Below are 15,636 nucleotides of genomic sequence, written 5' to 3'. Positions count from 1 at the left end.
CGACCGATCGGAGGAATGCAATGGCAGCCAGACGCCCTGACCGGTCCCCTCCGGACCGCCGTTCCGACCGACGCATCGCCCGCAGACCGCCGACCGACTCCGGTTCGCCCGTGGGGGTGGTCGCGTGACTGCCCGCCGGCTGCTGGCCGCGCTCGTCGTCGCGACGCTGGTGACCGCGCCGATGGCCGGCGTCGTCACCGCCGACCGCGCGGATCAGGCTCCCTCGTTCGAGGAGTCCATCTTCACCGCCCAGCAGGGTGACACGGCCGAGATCGTGATCAACACGACCGGCGCCGACGACACCGCCCGACTCACTATCGGCGACGCCGCGGAGGCCAACTACGAGGTCCGCGCGACGGTCACCGACGCCGACGGCGACGGGACCGTGACGGTCCGCTTCGACACGGGCGCGGCCCACGAGTCCGACCCGTCGTCGTACCTCACCGTCGCCGGCGACGACGCGATCGAGAACCGCACCGAGGTCGCCGGCGTCGACGAACCGCTCGACCCGGCCTCGTACGACCTCTCGCTGGGCGACCCGGACGACCCGCCGTCGATCGCCTCGCTGGCGCTGCTGGCCGGTGACGACGGCGACCAGTCCGACGAGAGTGACGGCGACACGGCAACGCCCAAACCGACGCACAACGGGACGACCCTCGACACGACCGACGGCGAGGTCCGCGTCGCACCGGCCGCCGAGCAGACGATCTCCGGCGAGACGACGCTCGACGCGGGAACGCCCATTTCGATCCGGGTCGTTTCGGAATCGCCGTCGTCGCCGTTCCTCGTGACGGCCGTGACGGAGGTCGACGACGACGGCACCTTCGAGGGAACGTTCGACTTCAGCGATATGTCGTCCGGGACGGAAATCTCAGTGGACGTCCGCACCGACGACCGCTTCCTCGCTCGCGGGACGGGGACGATCACGGACTGTGAGAGCGACTGCCCGACGAGAACGGCGTCCGGTGGCGACGACGGCACGCCCGCGTCGGCGTCGCTCGATGCCGACGAAATCGACGTCGAGAGCGTCGTCGAAGTCGAACAGGGTGCGGTCGCCCGGGTCCCGATCACGTTCGGCGACGCCGACGCGCTGACGATCACCGTCGGCGACGAGGAGTCCGCCAACTACGAGACGACCGCGACGATCCGCGATACCAACGGTGACGGCCGCGCTGTCTTGGTCTTCCGGACGAACGCCACGGACGACTCCGACCGGCCCGCGCTCGCGGTCGCCGAGGCCGGCGAGACCCGCCCGGCGAACGTGACGAGCGAGACGACGCTCGATTCGGTGCTCGACCCCGCGCCGTACTCGATCGACGTCTTCCCGGGGACGGCCACGGACGACCCCGAGGCGATCGGGGCGATCTCCGTGACCGCCGCTGACCAGAGCGCCGGGAGCGACGGCAGCGCCGGCACGGCGACCGACGACGAGCCGCCCGGACCCGGCGACGCGACCGTCGCGGCCGCCGACAGCGGCTCCGGTTCGTTCCTCACCGGCGTCGGCGCGCTCGCCCTCGGCGGCCTGCTCGCGTTCGGCGCCATCGCGATGTTCCTCGGCTTCGTCAGGAGCTGATCCGCACCGCCGAGCGTCACACGTCACTCCCGCTATTTTCGTTTCCCTTCTCCGCTTCCCGTTTCCTGTTTCCCCTTCCCCATCACTGCTTTCCCGTTTTCCTGCTCCCACCGCCCGCCAGCGGCTTTTGCTGCGCTCCTGCCGCAGGCTTTCCGGCGCTCCGCTGTCACATTTCACCTGTCGCTACTCTCCCTACCAGTCGCCATCGAGCAATCGACGACCGCGCCGCTTCCCCCGAGGCGTGCCGCTGGCTGTCTCGGAAGCGTTAGGAAGCGCACTCACGCTCTGACGACCGATTACCAGTCGAGCGCGAGGGCGACGAGCGAGGCGACGGCGAGGCAGGCGAAGAAAAAGAGGACGCCGGGTTCGACGACGTCGAAGACGAGCCAGGCGAGCGAGCCGGGTTCGCCGACGGTGGCGTTCGGGCTGGCCGGGACGGCGCTGCCGCCCTCGACCGTGGGGCGGGCGATCCGCTCGGCGCCCCACTGGACGAGGAGGGCGGCGACCGACAGCATGCCGAGGCCGCCGACCACGTCGGTCAGCGAGCGCTGGACGCGCGGGCGCATCTCGCGGTTGCCGACGATCACGAGGGGATCGCTCGCGGGGCCGTAGACGGTCATCTCGTTGCCCTTCTCGGAGTACCGGGTGTCGATGGCTTCGACGAGGCCCGCGTCTTCGAGGTTCGAGACGTGGTAGTGGACGTTCTGGACGGACGTGTCGATGCGGTCGGCGATCTCCGAGGCGGTGCGGGGCCGCTCGAACAGCGCGCGGTAGACGGCCCGCCGCGTGTCCGTCGCGAGCGCGTCGAGGACGTCGTCTGTCTCCTCGCCCTCGACGTCTAACACCCGCAACTGCTCGTCGCTCGTCGCCGTCCGGTCCTGAATGCGATCGATGAGCCCCGACATCTCTCCGTACGTATCGATCGACAGGCCGGTACTATAGCCCTGTCCGTAGGTTAAATTCTGCTTTGAACGGTCTCGACGGTAGCGTCAGCCCGTCGCGTTCGCGGGGAGACCGACCGCCTGTCGCGGTGCGACCAGCCCGTTCCCCGCGACGGCGTCGGTCCCGTTCGGCCCCACGTCGACGGCCGTTCGTTCGAGGCGGTGTTCGACTCGCTCGGGCGTGAGTCCCGGGCGGTCGTCGAGGACGAGTGCGGCGACGCCGCCGACGTAGGGGGTCGCGGCGGACGAGCCGACGAGGGGTTCGTCGTACCCCCTGATTTCGTGTCGAGCGGGCGCGACCAGGTCGACTCCGAGGCGGCCGTCGATCGTCGGGCCGCGGGAACTGAACGGCTCGATACCGCCGTCTGCGGGGTCGTAGGCGCCGGCCCCGATGACGCCGCGGCCCGTCGCGGGCGCCACGATGCTCCCCTCCGGCTTCGCGCGCTGGAAACGGTGGGTCGGCGAGGCCAGCCGGAGGTGCGCGCCGGTCTCGTTCCCGGGGCCACGGACGGCGACGTAGTAGGTGCCGCCTTCGAGCCGGGCGTTGATCCGCGCGTTCGGCACGTCGTCGCCCCTGTAGGGCTGCGAGCGGGCGACGAGTCGTGACTCGTTGCCCTCGGCGCGGTAGAGTTCGGCCGTGTAGGTCTCGTTTTCGTGCGCGCGGTCCCAGGAGAGCCAGATCCGCGTCCGGCTGCCGCGGCCGGCGACGTAGTTGCGGGTCGTCTCGCCGAAGCGGAGTCGGCCCTCGTCCACGTCGTCGTAGCGGCCGTGCCAGTGGCCGCGGGCGAGGTTGCCCGTCGGCGCGACGAAGACGACGCCCTGCCGGCGCGCCCACTCGCCGAGCCGCGCGACGGCCGCGCTCCCGTCGCCGGGCGTCCCGTAGAACGACACGGGCGCGACGATCACGTCCACGTCAGCGGTGACCAGCCACGTCACCGCCTGGCGGAAGTCCCGCGTCTCGTCGAAGGTCGCCAGATACAGGTCCGCGTCGGGAGCGGTCTGGGAGAGCACGGCCGCCGTCGCGGTGCCGTGGCGGTTGCGGCCGCCGTTGGAGACGGTGGCTCCGTTCCCGAACGCGCGGGCCGCGACGACTCGCTCGGCGATGGCCGGGTGGTCGGTGTCGAAGCCGGTGACGCCGACAACGCCGACGGTGACGTTGTCGCCGGTGACGCCGGCGGCGTGGAGGCGCTGGAGGCCGGTGTCCGACGGTCGCGACTCCTCGTCGGCGGTCGCCGGCGCGCCGGGGACCGACAGCGCGATGGCGCCGATGGCGGCGGTCAGGCAGAGGAGGGCTGCCGCCACGGCCCCGAGCGCTCGGATACGGGCGGTCATGCGGGGGACTGATCGGGAGTCCGACCGGCGTCGAAAAAACGGTATCGGTGCGATTACGCGGTTTCCGCGGCGTCGTCGGTTTCGCCGTCCTCCTCGACGGGCTGGACGGCGTCGTCCGCTGGTCGGTCGATCTGGAGCGCCGAGAGGACGAGGTACCCGCTCGCACCGACGACGAACACACCGGGGATCAGCACGGTCAGCACCGGGTGTACCTCCTCGTCGTAGGCTGCCAACTGGTTGACCTGGATCACGAGCACCGAGAGCGGGATCACGACGAACGCGGTACACCGGCGGACCGTCCGCTGGAGGGCTTCGTCCGGCATCGATAGTGCGTGCGGAGCGACGCGGGAAAAACGGTCGGATGCGATACGCGGTGACGACGGCTTACTCGTCGAGGAAGTCCGGTTCGAGGCGCTTGTCGGCGCGCTCCTCGCGGAGGTGCTCGCGGAAGTCGTCGGGGTCGACGTCGCGGGCCTCCCGTTCGGCGCGGTCGCGGACCGAGACGGTCCCGGACTCCTCCTCGTCCGGGCCGACGATGAGCATGTAGGGGACGTTCTCGTCGTGGGCGCGGCGGATCTTCCGCTGGAGCGTGTCGTCGCCGTCGGCGACCGAGATGCGGAAGCCGTCGTCGTCGAAGTCGTTCTTCAGGCGGTGGGCGTAACCGAGCACGTCCTCGTTGAGCGGGAGCACGCGGACCTGCTCGGGCGCGAGCCACAGCGGGAACCTGCCTGCAAAGTGCTCGATCATGACCCCCATGAACCGCTCGAAGGTGCCCAGCAGGGCGCGGTGGATCATGACCGGCGTGTGTTCCTCGTTGTCCTCACCGACGTAGTTCAGGTCGAAGCGCTCGGGCTGGACGAAGTCGAGCTGGACCGTGCCGACGGTCCACTCGCGACCGATGGCGTCCTCGGCGTCGGCGGCGATCTTCGGCCCGTAGAAGGCGCCCTCGCCGGCCTCGATCTCGTAGCCTTCGCCGAGCGCATCGAGCGAACTGCGGAGGTCGTCTTCGGCGCGCTCCCAGAGTTCGTCGTCACCGAAGGCCTCGTCGGGCTGCGTTTCGAGCTTGAAGGTCACGTCGAGCCCGAAGTCCTCCAGCACGCCGTCGATGACCTCCAGCGTGCGGGTGACCTCGCCCTGGATCTGGTCGCGGCGGACGAACGCGTGGCCGTCGTCCTGCGTGAACCCGCGGACGCGGAGCATCCCCGAGAGTTCCCCGGAGCGCTCGTTGCGGTAGCAGGTGCCGAACTCGGAGTAGCGCTTGGGCAGCTCGCGATAGGAGCGCCGCTGGCGCTGGTAGAGGTGGACGTGGTTGGCGCAGTTCATGGGCTTCAGACCGTACTCGTCGGCGTCGTCGTCGTCCGTCCGAGCGCTGGCCTGCTCCCAGTGGAACATCTCGTCCTCCTCGCAGAAGTGCTCGTAGTGACCCGAGGTCTTCCAGAGGTCGGTCTTGTTGAGTTCCGGCGTCCAGACCTCCTCGTAGCCGAGTTCGTCGTTCTTCTCGCGGATGTAGTCCTCGAGTTCGCGACGGATGGCCATCCCGTCGGGGTGGAAGTGGACGCACCCCGGCGAGTGCTCGGGGATGGAGAAGAGATCCATCTCCTGGCCGATGCGGCGGTGGTCCCGGCGCTCGGCCTCCTCCTTGCGCTCCCAGTAGTCCTCGAGGTCGGACTCGGACTCGAAGGCGGTGCCGTAGACGCGGGTGAGCCGCGCCTCGTCCTCGTCGCCGCGCCAGTTGGTGGCGGCTATCTCTCGCAGGTCGATGGCGCCGATCTCCCCGGTGGAGGCGACGTGTGGCCCGGCACAGAGGTCCTCGAAGTCGCCCTGGCTGTAGAAGGAGACGGTGTCGACGCCGTCGCCGTCACCGGAGGCGTCGCCGTCCGTTCCTCCGGCCGTACCCGCACCGCGTTCGCCCGCGGCGAGGTCTTCCAGAATCTCCTCCTTGTAGGGCTGGCCCGCGACGCGCTCGCGGGCCTCCTCGATGGAGACGTTCTCGCGGACGATCTCCAGATCTTCCTCGACGATGGCCTCCATCTCGGCGACGATGTCCTCGAAGTCGCCCTCGTCGATGTCGACGTCCTCGAAGTCGTAGTAAAAGCCCTCCTCGGTGGGCGGGCCGGTGGCGAGCTTCGCGTCCGGATAGTGCCGGAGGATCGCCTGCGCGAGGACGTGGGCCGCCGAGTGGCGCAGCACCTGCAGGTACTCGTCGGCCGAGGGCGTGACGATCTCGATGGTCGCGCCGTCGTAGACGGGGTCCTCCTTCGAGACGAGTTCGCCGTCGAGTTTCCCCGCGACGGTGTCGGAGCCGAGGCCCGGACCGATCTCGTAGGCCACGTCTTCGACTGTGGCGCCCGACGGAACGTCGAGCGTGTTTCCATCGGGCAGTTCCACCGTGACTGAAGATTCCTGTCGTGACATGTCATCGACCTCCGGATCGCCACGCGTCGCTTGCCAGCCGATTGCGAGCGTGAGAACGTGGCAGTGACTGGTTATGGGGCGGGAAGCCCGCGTGTAAAGCAGTCACCTGCCATCTTGGACTCCGCTAACGCGTAATCGGATAAAAGAGTTGTGACGTGCGCCGACTGACGAACGACCGTGGGAGAGAATAACACGCCCGAGATCGGTCGATCCGGGATCGACCGACGGGAGACGTGTGACGGGAAAACGTATCGCCTTCGCTGGCGGGGATGCCGAATCGGTCAGCCGTCGACGTCGACGTCGTCGGGGGCGTCGGCGAGCAGGTCGGAGGCGGTCACCAGCGATTCGAGTTCGAGGTCGTGGTCGGCGAGGTTCTCGGCGGCGCCCTCCTCGCGGTCGACGACGACGACGACGCGGTCGACGACGGCGCCCGCGTCGCGCAGCGCTTCGGCCGCGTCGACGGCGCTCTGGCCGGTCGTCGCGATGTCCTCGAGGACGACGACTTCCTCGCCCTCCGTGAGGTCGCCCTCGACGAGGTTGGCGGTGCCGTACTCTTTTTTCTGCTTGCGGACGATGACGTAGGGGTTGCCGGACTCGACGCTGGTGACGGCGACCAGCGGGACGGCGCCCAGCGCGACGCCGGCCAGTTTGGTTTCCCCGACGCGTTCGGCGAAGGCGTCGGCGATCAATTCGAGGCAGTGGGGGTCGGTCTCGAAGACGTACTTGTCGACGTAGTAGTTCGAGGTGCCGCCGTGGGAGAGCTCGAACTCGCCGAACTTCACGGCCTCGGCGTCGCGGAGCGCGTCGATGAGTCCCTGCTTGTCCATACCCGTCCCGTTGGCGCCCCGGCGTTTATCGGATTCGGTGTCCATCTGCGGGCAGGAATGTCGCCTCACCCCTGCGGCGCTGGGGTGCCCCGACGTGGACCCGTGATATGCGTCCGGAACCACTATGCGGCCGGACCGCTGAGTAACGCCCGATGAGGGTCTTCGGGTCAAGCGGCGTGCGGGGCGTGGTCAACGACGACCTCACGCCGGCGTACGCCACGGACGTGGCACAGGCGGCCGGTTCCGTCTGGGCAGTGGACGGCGGCGTCGACCGCGTAGCGGTCGCGCGCGATACGCGCGCGACAGGTGGAATGCTCACCGACGCCGTCGCGACCGGCCTCGCCAGCGTCGGCCTCGACGTCGACCGCCTCGGCGTCCTCGCCACGCCCGGCCTGCAGGCCTACGCGGAACGGGAGGGGATCCCCGGCGTGATGGTCACCGCCTCGCACAACCCGCCGGAGTACAACGGCATCAAACTCGTCGGCGCCGACGGCGTGGAACTGCCCCGCGAGCGCCTCGAAGCCATCGAGCGCCGCCTGCTCGACGAGACCGTCCAGCGCGTCCCCTGGAACGAGACCGGCGAGAGCCGCCCCGTCGACGGCGTCCGCCGGGCCTACATCGAGGGCCTGCTCGCCGCCGTCGACCGCGAGGCCGTCGCCGCCGCCGACCTGACCGTCGCCATCGACCCCGGCCACGGCGCGGGCTCGCTGACCAGCCCCGACTTCTTCCGCCGGCTCGGTTGCTCGGTCAAGACCATCCACGCCCAGCCCGACGGCCACTTCCCCGGCCGCGACCCCGAACCCGTCGCCTCGAACCTCGGCGACCTCCAGCGGTTCGTCCGCACCACCGACGCCGACCTCGGCATCGCCCACGACGGCGACGCCGACCGCGCCATCTTCGTCGACGAGCGCGGCCAGTACGTCGAGGGCAGCGCCGCCCTCGCCGCGCTTGCCGCCGCGGCGATCGACGAGGGCGACACCGTCGTCTCCGCCGTCAACGCCTCTCAGCGACTGGTCGACGTGGCCGACGAGGCCGGCGCCGACCTCACGCTGACGCCCATCGGGAGTACCTACATCGTCTCGCGCATCCGCGACCTGCAGGCCACCGGCGAGACGGTTCCGGTCGCCGGCGAGGGCAACGGCGGCATCCTCTTCCCGGGCTACCGCATCGCCCGCGACGGCGCCTACACCGCCGCGCGCTTCTGCGAGTTGCTGGCCCACCGCGGCGAACCCGCGAGCGAGGTCATCGCCCGCTACGACGACTACGTGAACGTCCGCCGCGACGTCGAGTACGACGGCGAGCGCCAGCGCGAGGCGATGCTCGACGCCATCGAGCGGACCGCCCGCGACTCGGTCGCCGACCTCGACACCACCGACGGCTACCGGCTCGACTACGGCGACGGCTGGGTGCTCGCCCGCCCCTCCGGCACCGAGCCCGTCATCCGCGTCTACGCCGAGGCCCGCACCGCCGACCGCGCCGACGACCTCGCCGACCAGCTCTACGGCGCCCTCTCCGGGATCCGGGTCGATTGAGAACGGTCCCCAAACCCCTTCGTTTCAGGTGGAACGAATCGGTTGACACTTTTCGCCGCCTGTGCGCGCGTGGAGTGATTCGAGCCGTCACTGAACCACGATCACCGCCAGGCATCCGTACGGAAAGACGGTCGCCGCCAGACACCGCTCACCGAACGACGGTCACGGTAACGGGGGCTTCGCCGACGACGGTGGTCGCGACGGTCCCGAGGAGTCGCCGGCCGAGGTCGGATCGATCGCCGCCGTGGCCGCCCATCACGACGTGGTCGACGTCGCGTTCGTCGACGGCGTTTAAGATCGTCTCGGCGGGGTCGCCGGTCTCGACCACCGTCTCGACGCGCCGGTCTGCTTCGGCGGCGCGCTCGTGGGCTCGTTCGACCAGTCGCTCCGCCCGTTTGCGGGCCTCGGCCTCGCGCTCGTCGTCGGGTTCGAGGACGCCGCCCTCGCTCATCGAGGCGTCGAGCGGCGTCACGACGTTGAGGACGGTGACCCGACAGTCGAAGGTCTCCAGCGCGTGGGCGAGCGCGCCGTCGGCGAGCGGCGACCCGTCCAGCGGGACGAGCACGTGCGAGGGTGCCATACCGGACAATGCGGACGGAGTCTCAAGTAACCACGGCGGATGCGAGCCCAGGTCGCGAGAAGGCCACGGTTTCGCCGCCGCCGTCGCACTCTTTGGGTTCGGTCGCCCAACTGCGGGTAATGCGAGCCGCAGCCTTCACCGAACTCACCGGTCCAGACGGCGTCGACGTGATCGACCGACCCGACCCCGAACCCGAAGCGGGCGAGGCGGTCGTCGACGTCGACGCGTGCGCTATCAATCGCCACGACCTGTGGATCCTCGAGGGCGATTCGGCGATGGTCGACGCCGACGACCTGCCGTTCGTCACCGGCCTCGACGTGGCGGGCACCGTCCGCGAGGTGGGCGAGGACGTCACGGGCCTCGACGCGGGCGACCGGGTGGTCCTCTGCCCGAACGAGACCTGCGGGACATGCCGCTTCTGCCGTGACGGCCCGGAGAACATGTGCGAGAACTTCTCGCTGTACCACGGCGGACTGGCGGAGCAGGCCCGCGTGACGGCGGACCGACTCGTCCGTCTCCCGGAGGGCGTGGACGCGACGACGGCCGCCGCGCTCCCGACGGCGTACATGACCGCCTACCGGATGCTCGAGCGAGCGCAGGTCGAGGCCGGCGACGCCGTCTTCGTCCCCGGCGCCACCGGCGGCGTCGGCGTCGCCGCGGTCCAGCTCTGTGACGTCCTCGGCCTCGACTCGATCGGCACCTCGCGCTCGGCGGACAAGCTCGACCGCGTCCGCGAGGTCGGCCTCGACCGCGGCGTCGTCTCGGCCGACGTCGACGAGATCCGCGAGTCCGTCGACGGACCGGTCCACGCCGTGATCAACCACCTCGGCGGCGAGTTCTCCGAACTCGGCCAGTCCGTGCTGCGGCGCGGCGGCCGGATGGTCGTCTGCGGCCGGACCGCCGGCGGCACCTCCGAGTTCGACGTCGCCGACCTGTTCCTCGGGCACAAGCACATCGTCGGCTCGACGATGGGCACCCAGACCGATCTCGAACGGCTGGTCGAGTTCGTCGCCGACGGCGAATTCGCCCCGGTGATCGACGAGACCTACTCCCTCGAAGAGACCGGCGCGGCCTTCGCCGCGATGCAAGAGCGCGAGAGCGTCGGGAAGCTCGTGGTGACGCCGTAGTGCACGAGTAGCGACTGTAGACGCTCGAAGTCGATAGAAACGGGAAAACCGCTCCGTTATGTCATAGTCCTGGGAGGATTCGAACCTCCGTCGTAGCCCCCAGAAGGCTACATGATTGGCCACTACACCACAGGACTTCACTCATCTATACCGCGGTGTCGTATTTCAGTGTTGCGGACTCTACTGTGCTGTGCTACCGCATATCAGCCGCGTTCCCGCGGCCGCTATCTGGCGCGGGCGGTTCGAAGTGTTCCGAATGTGACAGGTCGCCCAGCGGATGACACGGTGTTCGACTTCCGCGCAATTGGAGACTGAAAGTGAAATCGAATCCACGACACCATCTGGAAGATGCCCGCCGATCCGGCCAGATACTCCGCTCGGCTGTCGACGTAACGGCTGAATGACAGCTACAGCGAGACGGTCTCCAGCGTCTCGGAGATCTCCGCGACGTGTTCGTTGAACGCGTCGACGAAGCCCGGGAAGTCGTCGGCGTGGGCGCGCAGGTCGTAGGCCGAGGGGGGCTGGTACTGCGAGAGGATGTAGACGCCGCCCTCGCCGCCGACGCGGAGGTAACTCGCGCGTCCTTCTTCCCACTTGAGTTCCCAGCGAGAGCTTCCGACGCGGGCGGAGAAGGTGCCGTAGTCGCCGCCCTCGGCGCGGTGGAGCTGCTGGGCCATCCGGTCACAGGCGTCGCGCATCCGCGAGAGGATGCGCTCGCGTTCCTCGACGACCGAATCGACGGAGGCGATCTCGGGCAGCTCGTCGGAGACGTCGTCGAGGACGCCGTCGAGCGAGCGGACGTACTCGTTGAACGCATCGACGAAGGCGTCGTAGTCGGTCATCGCCTCGGCGAGCGCTTCGGGTTCGGGCGGCTGCTGGGTCGAGACGACGTAGGTGTCGGCGCCGCGGCCCTCGTATCGGAGGTACTGTACGTCGCCGGCTTCGTACTTGAGCGTCCACGTCCCGCGGTCGGTCTCGAACTCCCGCTGGCCGTAGTCGCCGCCCTGGAGGCGGGCGAGTTCGCGGGCGATCCGGCCGGCGTGGTCGGTGACCTCCGCGACCACTTCGTCGCGGCGCTCGGCCGCCGCGTCGGCGCCGACCACGTCCGCATCGAGGCCTGCTGTCATCGACGGATCGAGGGGCGCGAGGGGCATAACCCCCGCGCTCTCGACGCGCTGTCTCCACATCTGGGACGCCGGCCTCCCCATGGATCGACATTTACTTTCGAGGGTGGGACCGAGAGTCGCACATGTACGTCGGACGCTTCGTCGTCGTCGCACCGGAAGTCGGCGCCTACCGTGTCTCCTCGCGCTCGTTCCCGAATCGGGAGGCCACCGGTCGCGAGCCGGGCACGCTCACCGTCGGCCCGACTGACGACGCCACGGAGACGGACAACCCCTACGTCGAGTACAACTGCCTGCGGGAGACCGCCCGCGGCGCCGTGATCGGCAACGGCTCGCACGTCGACCCCATCGCCGAGAAACTCGCGCTGGGCTATCCCGCCCGCGACGCGCTGGCCGAACCGCTGCTCGCGCTCGACTTCGAGAAAGACGACTACGACACGCCCCGCGTCGCCGGCATCGTCGGCGTCGACCCCGAGGACCCGAGCACGAACGCCGACGGTCCCGGCGCCGTGATCGGCACCGTCCGCCGCGACGCCGTCCTCGTCGAGGAAGTCACCGAGCCGACGCTCGTGGCGACCTACGAGAAGGACAGCCCCGAACCCGTCGACTTCGCGGCGACCGACGCGCCCGAGGCTGCCCGGGAGGCCTACGACATGGACTTCGAACACGAGGTCTGTGCCGTCGGCGTCTCGGGGTCGGCCGTCGACGGGTTCGCGACCGCGATCGTCAACGGCAGCGACGAGTAACTGAGTGGCCGGGGACCCGAGTACCCGGTCGCAGACAAATCAGTATCCTGACGTTCGTCTGCCGTGGAACTAAGACGGCGGGGTGCCCACTCCACCGCATGAAAGTGGGTGTCATCTCGGACGTGCACGGGAACCTCGTGGCGCTGGAGGCCGTCCTCGAGGACATGCCGCCGGTCGACCGGCTCGTCTGTGCGGGCGACGTCGTCGGATACAACCCGTGGCACGCCGAGTGCGTCGCGGCCATCCGCGGCGCGGGCGAGACCGGACTGAGCGACGAGGCCGAAGCGATGCTCCCCGACGGCGAGGTGCCGACGGTGATGGGCAACCACGATCGCGCCGTCGCGTTCGACCAGGCCTACGGTTTCAACAGCATGGCCGCCACCGCAGTAGACCACGCTCGCGAGACGTGTTCCGAGGACCAACTGGCGTGGCTCGGCGAACTGCCCGAGCAGCGGCTCGTCTGCGACGGGCGGATGCGGCTGGTCCACGGCCACCCCAGCGACCCCGACCGCTACACCTACCCCGAGGAGTACAACGCCGACATGCTCGGCAGCGAGGAGGTGCTCGTCATGGGCCACACGCACGTGCAGGGCCACGAAATCTTCGACGAGGGACTCGTGATGAACCCCGGTGCCGTCGGCCAGCCGCGCGACGGCGACCCCCGGGCCGCGTACTCGCTGGTCGACTTCGAGACCCAGGAGATCGAGGCTCACCGCGTCGAGTACGACGTCGACCGGGTCGTCGACGCTGTCCGCGAGGCCGACCTGCCGCTGCGCATCGGGACGCGCCTGCGCTCGGGTCAGTAACCCGCCTCGCCACCTGAAAGCGTCGTTTCGGCCGTCGGACCCATTTCTCACACCGCTTCACTCGTCTCTTGGAGCGCCGTCGCCGACCGAGCAGACATACGCAGGCCGATGATTCAGGTCACTGCCGCGCGGATCCGCCGTATCGGCGGCGACAATTCCGTTTGCGAGCCCGGCGGCCGCGCGGACTCGGTTGCACACCCGGGCTGGTCGAGACGGGCGAGTGACACTCACTTCGATGGCCGAGACCTTCGCGCTCCTGGGCGGCGTCCTCCTCGTGTTGAGCGTCGCGGCCGTCGTGCGCGTCGTCGCGGCCCGCACCAGCGAGGCGGCCTATCCGGTGTTGCTCGTGCTCGTCGGCGTCGCGCTGTCGGTCACGGGGCTCGACCCGGACTTCCGGCTGTCCTCCGATCTCATCCTGATGGTGCTGGTCCCGACGGTCCTCTTCCAGGGCTCACAGGAGACGAAATCCGGCGCGTTCGTCCGTGTGCTGCCGATCGGCGTCTTGCTGCCGATCGTCGGCCTGCCGATCGCGGTGGTCCTGCTGGGACTGCTCGGCACCTACGCCTTCGGCCTCCCGGTCGTGGTGACGCTTCTGTTCGCGGTCATCATCTACCCGGTCGACCCGGTCGCCATCGTCGCGCTGTTCCGGGAGGCCGACGCGGCCGAGCGCCTGTCGATCCTCGCGGAGGTCGAGAGCCACTTCAGCGACGGCTTCGCCGTCGTCACCTTCGGCGCGATGATCGGCATCGTCTCCGAGCGCTTCGAGACCGGCGCCGACCTCGCGACGCTGTTGTCCGCGTCGGATCTGGTCGACGTGGCCGTCGAGATAACGGTCGTCAGCTTCGGCGGCGTCCTCGTCGGACTGGCCGCGGGGGCGCTCGCCTTCTTCGTCCTCCGGGCCATCGAAGACCGGATGGCCGAACTGCTGACGACGGTCGTCCTGGCGTACGGGAGCTTCCTGCTGGCGGATCATTACCTCCACGTCAGCGGCGTCCTCGCCACCGTCGCGTCCGGGCTCGTGATCGGTCTCTACGGCAAGGGCGATGCGGTCCACCCCGACAACGTCACGTTCATGGAGCGGACGTGGGACACCGCGGCGTTCATCGTGTTCACGCTCGTGTTCGTCCTCGTCGGGATTCAGGCGCCGTGGCGTCGGCTGCTGTGGAACGCGCCGACGGTCCTGCTCGCCGTCGTGCTCGTCCTCCTCGTCCGGGGGGTCGTCGTCTACGGCATCACGAACGTCCTCCCCGTGACCGGGGCCGAACCCGTGCCGCTGCGCTTCCAGCACGTCCTCGTCTGGGGCGGGATGCACACGGTCATCCCCATCGCGCTCCTGCTCAGCGTCCCGCGGGAGTTGCCCTTCCGGCCCGCGCTGGTCGAACTCGTCTTCGGCGTCGCGCTCGTCAGCATCGTCGCGCAGGGGCTGCTGTTCCCCGTCGCCCTCCGGCTCACCGGCGCGGGCGACGAGCCCGAGGAGGAGTCACCGGGGCTGTTCTGGTGACTGCCGCACGAACACCGGCTCGATCACCACGTCACGAGCCGCGCGAGGACGAACACGAGCAGCGCCGACAGCAGCGAGCCGACGATCGACAGCGACCCGGCGAGGAAGCGCGCCCACGCGCCGATCGGCTGGATGTCCCCGTAGCCGAGCGTCGCGAACGTGACGACGCTGAAGTAGAGGCTCTTGAACAGCACCCGACCGATCCACCACGGCGGCGCGCTCGCCGGGTTCTCGATAGTGTAGGTGATCGCCTGCTCGCCCTGGATCTCCATGATCCCGCCGGTGAGCGGGAACAGGATAGCGCAGGCGAGGATAGCCAGCAGCGACGACGCGAGCACCCGGTACGGGCTGCTCCCGTAGCGCATCACCCACCGCGAGAGCTCCCACTTGAGGGCCGTCAGGCGGTCGCCCCGGCTCCACGCGAGGCGGCGCCGCGCGTCCTTCTCCTGTTCGTAGCTCCGGCGGGCCAGCCCGGGGAGCGCGTTGTCCTGGTAGATCCGCTGGAGCTGGCGGTAGGTCCACGCGGCGGCCTCTAGGGGGTGGTCGTCGCTCAGCGTCGGGCGGATGGGCTCGCGCTCGTAGGCGGAGACCTCGCTGAACCGCGTCCCGGCGCCGACGTGGACGTCGCTGAACACCGCCTCGTTGGTCAGAACGTGTTCCAGCGTCGCCCGCCGGAGGTCGGCGTTGGTGAAGACGGCGCCCTCCAGCGTCGCGCCGGTGAAATCGGCGTCGATGGCGGTGACGTCGGTCATGTTCGCCAGGGTGAGGTCCGCGCCCCCGAGGTCGGCGCCGTTGACGACCGCCCGCCGGAGGTCGGCCCCGACGAGCGACGTCTCGGCCAGCCAGTCGACGCCGACGAGCGTCGCTTCCCGGAGGTAAGCGCCGTCGAGGACGTCCCCCGGCTCCGGCTTCGCGGTCGCCAGCATCTCTTCGGTCTTCCCGTCGACGGTCGCGTGCCAGACGCAGCGGTCGTGGTCCTCCCACGCGGGGCGGCCGCAGGTCTTGGATCGCTCGTCGGCGTCGTCGAGGCCGACTTCGAGGCGATAGCCACAGCGTTCGCTCGTCTCGGCTGTCGCGGATTCCATGGACACGGTAGGAGCGCCGGCAACAAGTTCGTCGCGCCGGGAGCGGG

Annotated in this window: 14 protein-coding genes and 1 tRNA gene; 6 read left to right on the top strand and 9 right to left on the bottom strand. The window is 69.6% G+C overall.

Features of this window, described 5'->3' with window-relative positions; translation table 11 throughout:
* Window positions 1-124 precede the first annotated feature (124 nt).
* On the top strand, window positions 125-1,573 hold the full coding sequence (locus AB2U09_RS14440; protein ID WP_459193428.1) for a DUF7827 domain-containing protein: 1,449 nt from the start codon (window positions 125-127) through the stop codon (window positions 1,571-1,573).
* Window positions 1,574-1,869: 296 nt separating this feature from the next.
* On the opposite strand, the gene AB2U09_RS14435 is transcribed toward AB2U09_RS14440, so the two are convergent.
* The 5 genes from AB2U09_RS14435 to pyrE form a co-directional block, all read right to left on the bottom strand.
* Complete coding sequence (locus AB2U09_RS14435) at window positions 1,870-2,478, bottom strand: ArsR/SmtB family transcription factor (RefSeq protein ID WP_459193427.1); 609 nt, start codon at window positions 2,476-2,478, stop codon at window positions 1,870-1,872.
* Window positions 2,479-2,562: 84 nt separating this feature from the next.
* Window positions 2,563-3,846, bottom strand: a complete 1,284-nt coding sequence (locus tag AB2U09_RS14430) for a S8 family serine peptidase (protein ID WP_459193426.1) — start codon at window positions 3,844-3,846, stop codon at window positions 2,563-2,565.
* 53 nt (window positions 3,847-3,899) lie between these two features.
* Window positions 3,900-4,169, bottom strand: coding sequence for a hypothetical protein (locus AB2U09_RS14425; RefSeq protein ID WP_459193425.1), 270 nt, complete (start codon window positions 4,167-4,169; stop codon window positions 3,900-3,902).
* Between the two features lie 61 nt (window positions 4,170-4,230).
* On the bottom strand, window positions 4,231-6,261 hold the full coding sequence (thrS, locus tag AB2U09_RS14420) for a threonine--tRNA ligase (RefSeq protein ID WP_459193424.1): 2,031 nt from the start codon (window positions 6,259-6,261) through the stop codon (window positions 4,231-4,233).
* A 281-nt stretch (window positions 6,262-6,542) separates the two neighbouring features.
* The gene (gene pyrE, locus AB2U09_RS14415) at window positions 6,543-7,088 is read right to left on the bottom strand and encodes an orotate phosphoribosyltransferase (protein ID WP_459193423.1); all 546 of its coding nucleotides are present in this window, start codon (window positions 7,086-7,088) and stop codon (window positions 6,543-6,545) included.
* Between the two features lie 152 nt (window positions 7,089-7,240).
* Between pyrE and glmM the strand changes: the two genes are divergently transcribed.
* The gene (gene glmM, locus AB2U09_RS14410) at window positions 7,241-8,620 is read left to right on the top strand and encodes a phosphoglucosamine mutase (protein ID WP_459193422.1); all 1,380 of its coding nucleotides are present in this window, start codon (window positions 7,241-7,243) and stop codon (window positions 8,618-8,620) included.
* 148 nt (window positions 8,621-8,768) lie between these two features.
* Here the strand turns inward: glmM and AB2U09_RS14405 are convergent, their stop codons facing one another.
* Window positions 8,769-9,200: a universal stress protein gene (locus AB2U09_RS14405; RefSeq protein WP_459193421.1), complete on the bottom strand. Its 432-nt coding sequence runs from the start codon at window positions 9,198-9,200 to the stop codon at window positions 8,769-8,771.
* A 119-nt stretch (window positions 9,201-9,319) separates the two neighbouring features.
* On the opposite strand from AB2U09_RS14405, the gene AB2U09_RS14400 reads away from it, so the two are divergent.
* The gene (locus AB2U09_RS14400; RefSeq protein WP_459193420.1) at window positions 9,320-10,327 is read left to right on the top strand and encodes an alcohol dehydrogenase catalytic domain-containing protein; all 1,008 of its coding nucleotides are present in this window, start codon (window positions 9,320-9,322) and stop codon (window positions 10,325-10,327) included.
* A 64-nt stretch (window positions 10,328-10,391) separates the two neighbouring features.
* Here the strand turns inward: AB2U09_RS14400 and AB2U09_RS14395 are convergent.
* Together AB2U09_RS14395 and AB2U09_RS14390 are read right to left on the bottom strand one after the other, a co-directional pair.
* Window positions 10,392-10,464, bottom strand: a tRNA-Gln gene (locus AB2U09_RS14395).
* A gap of 270 nt (window positions 10,465-10,734) precedes the next feature.
* Window positions 10,735-11,454, bottom strand: a complete 720-nt coding sequence (locus AB2U09_RS14390; RefSeq protein WP_459193419.1) for a profilin-fold protein — start codon at window positions 11,452-11,454, stop codon at window positions 10,735-10,737.
* Window positions 11,455-11,576: 122 nt separating this feature from the next.
* On the opposite strand from AB2U09_RS14390, the gene AB2U09_RS14385 reads away from it, so the two are divergent.
* From AB2U09_RS14385 to AB2U09_RS14375, 3 genes are all read left to right on the top strand, one after another.
* Window positions 11,577-12,197: an IMP cyclohydrolase gene (locus AB2U09_RS14385; RefSeq protein WP_459193418.1), complete on the top strand. Its 621-nt coding sequence runs from the start codon at window positions 11,577-11,579 to the stop codon at window positions 12,195-12,197.
* A 98-nt stretch (window positions 12,198-12,295) separates the two neighbouring features.
* A complete protein-coding gene (locus AB2U09_RS14380) occupies window positions 12,296-13,003 on the top strand; it encodes a metallophosphoesterase family protein (RefSeq protein ID WP_459193417.1) in 708 nt (235 codons plus the stop codon).
* Window positions 13,004-13,223: 220 nt separating this feature from the next.
* Entirely contained in the window at window positions 13,224-14,504 is a 1,281-nt protein-coding gene (locus AB2U09_RS14375; RefSeq protein WP_459193416.1) for a cation:proton antiporter, read from the top strand.
* A 23-nt stretch (window positions 14,505-14,527) separates the two neighbouring features.
* Here the strand turns inward: AB2U09_RS14375 and AB2U09_RS14370 are convergent, their stop codons facing one another.
* Window positions 14,528-15,589 (bottom strand): pentapeptide repeat-containing protein, encoded by a 1,062-nt coding sequence (locus AB2U09_RS14370; protein ID WP_459193415.1) that lies wholly within the window; start codon window positions 15,587-15,589, stop codon window positions 14,528-14,530.
* Between the last annotated feature and the right edge of the window lie 47 nt (window positions 15,590-15,636).

Source organism: Halosimplex yunnanense, assembly GCF_054504345.1.
The sequence above is the reverse complement of the archived record's forward strand: the minus strand, read 5'-3'. Positions and strand labels throughout refer to the sequence as shown.

Coding starts and splice junctions, on each gene's coding strand:
- AB2U09_RS14435 (WP_459193427.1), bottom strand. CDS start 2,478: ATGTCGGGGCTCATCGATCGCATTCAGGACCGGACGGCGACGAGCGAC.
- AB2U09_RS14430 (WP_459193426.1), bottom strand. CDS start 3,846: ATGACCGCCCGTATCCGAGCGCTCGGGGCCGTGGCGGCAGCCCTCCTC.
- AB2U09_RS14425 (WP_459193425.1), bottom strand. CDS start 4,169: ATGCCGGACGAAGCCCTCCAGCGGACGGTCCGCCGGTGTACCGCGTTC.
- thrS (WP_459193424.1), bottom strand. CDS start 6,261: ATGTCACGACAGGAATCTTCAGTCACGGTGGAACTGCCCGATGGAAAC.
- pyrE (WP_459193423.1), bottom strand. CDS start 7,088: ATGGACAAGCAGGGACTCATCGACGCGCTCCGCGACGCCGAGGCCGTG.
- glmM (WP_459193422.1), top strand. CDS start 7,241: ATGAGGGTCTTCGGGTCAAGCGGCGTGCGGGGCGTGGTCAACGACGAC.
- AB2U09_RS14405 (WP_459193421.1), bottom strand. CDS start 9,200: ATGGCACCCTCGCACGTGCTCGTCCCGCTGGACGGGTCGCCGCTCGCC.
- AB2U09_RS14400 (WP_459193420.1), top strand. CDS start 9,320: ATGCGAGCCGCAGCCTTCACCGAACTCACCGGTCCAGACGGCGTCGAC.
- AB2U09_RS14390 (WP_459193419.1), bottom strand. CDS start 11,454: ATGACAGCAGGCCTCGATGCGGACGTGGTCGGCGCCGACGCGGCGGCC.
- AB2U09_RS14385 (WP_459193418.1), top strand. CDS start 11,577: ATGTACGTCGGACGCTTCGTCGTCGTCGCACCGGAAGTCGGCGCCTAC.
- AB2U09_RS14380 (WP_459193417.1), top strand. CDS start 12,296: ATGAAAGTGGGTGTCATCTCGGACGTGCACGGGAACCTCGTGGCGCTG.
- AB2U09_RS14370 (WP_459193415.1), bottom strand. CDS start 15,589: ATGGAATCCGCGACAGCCGAGACGAGCGAACGCTGTGGCTATCGCCTC.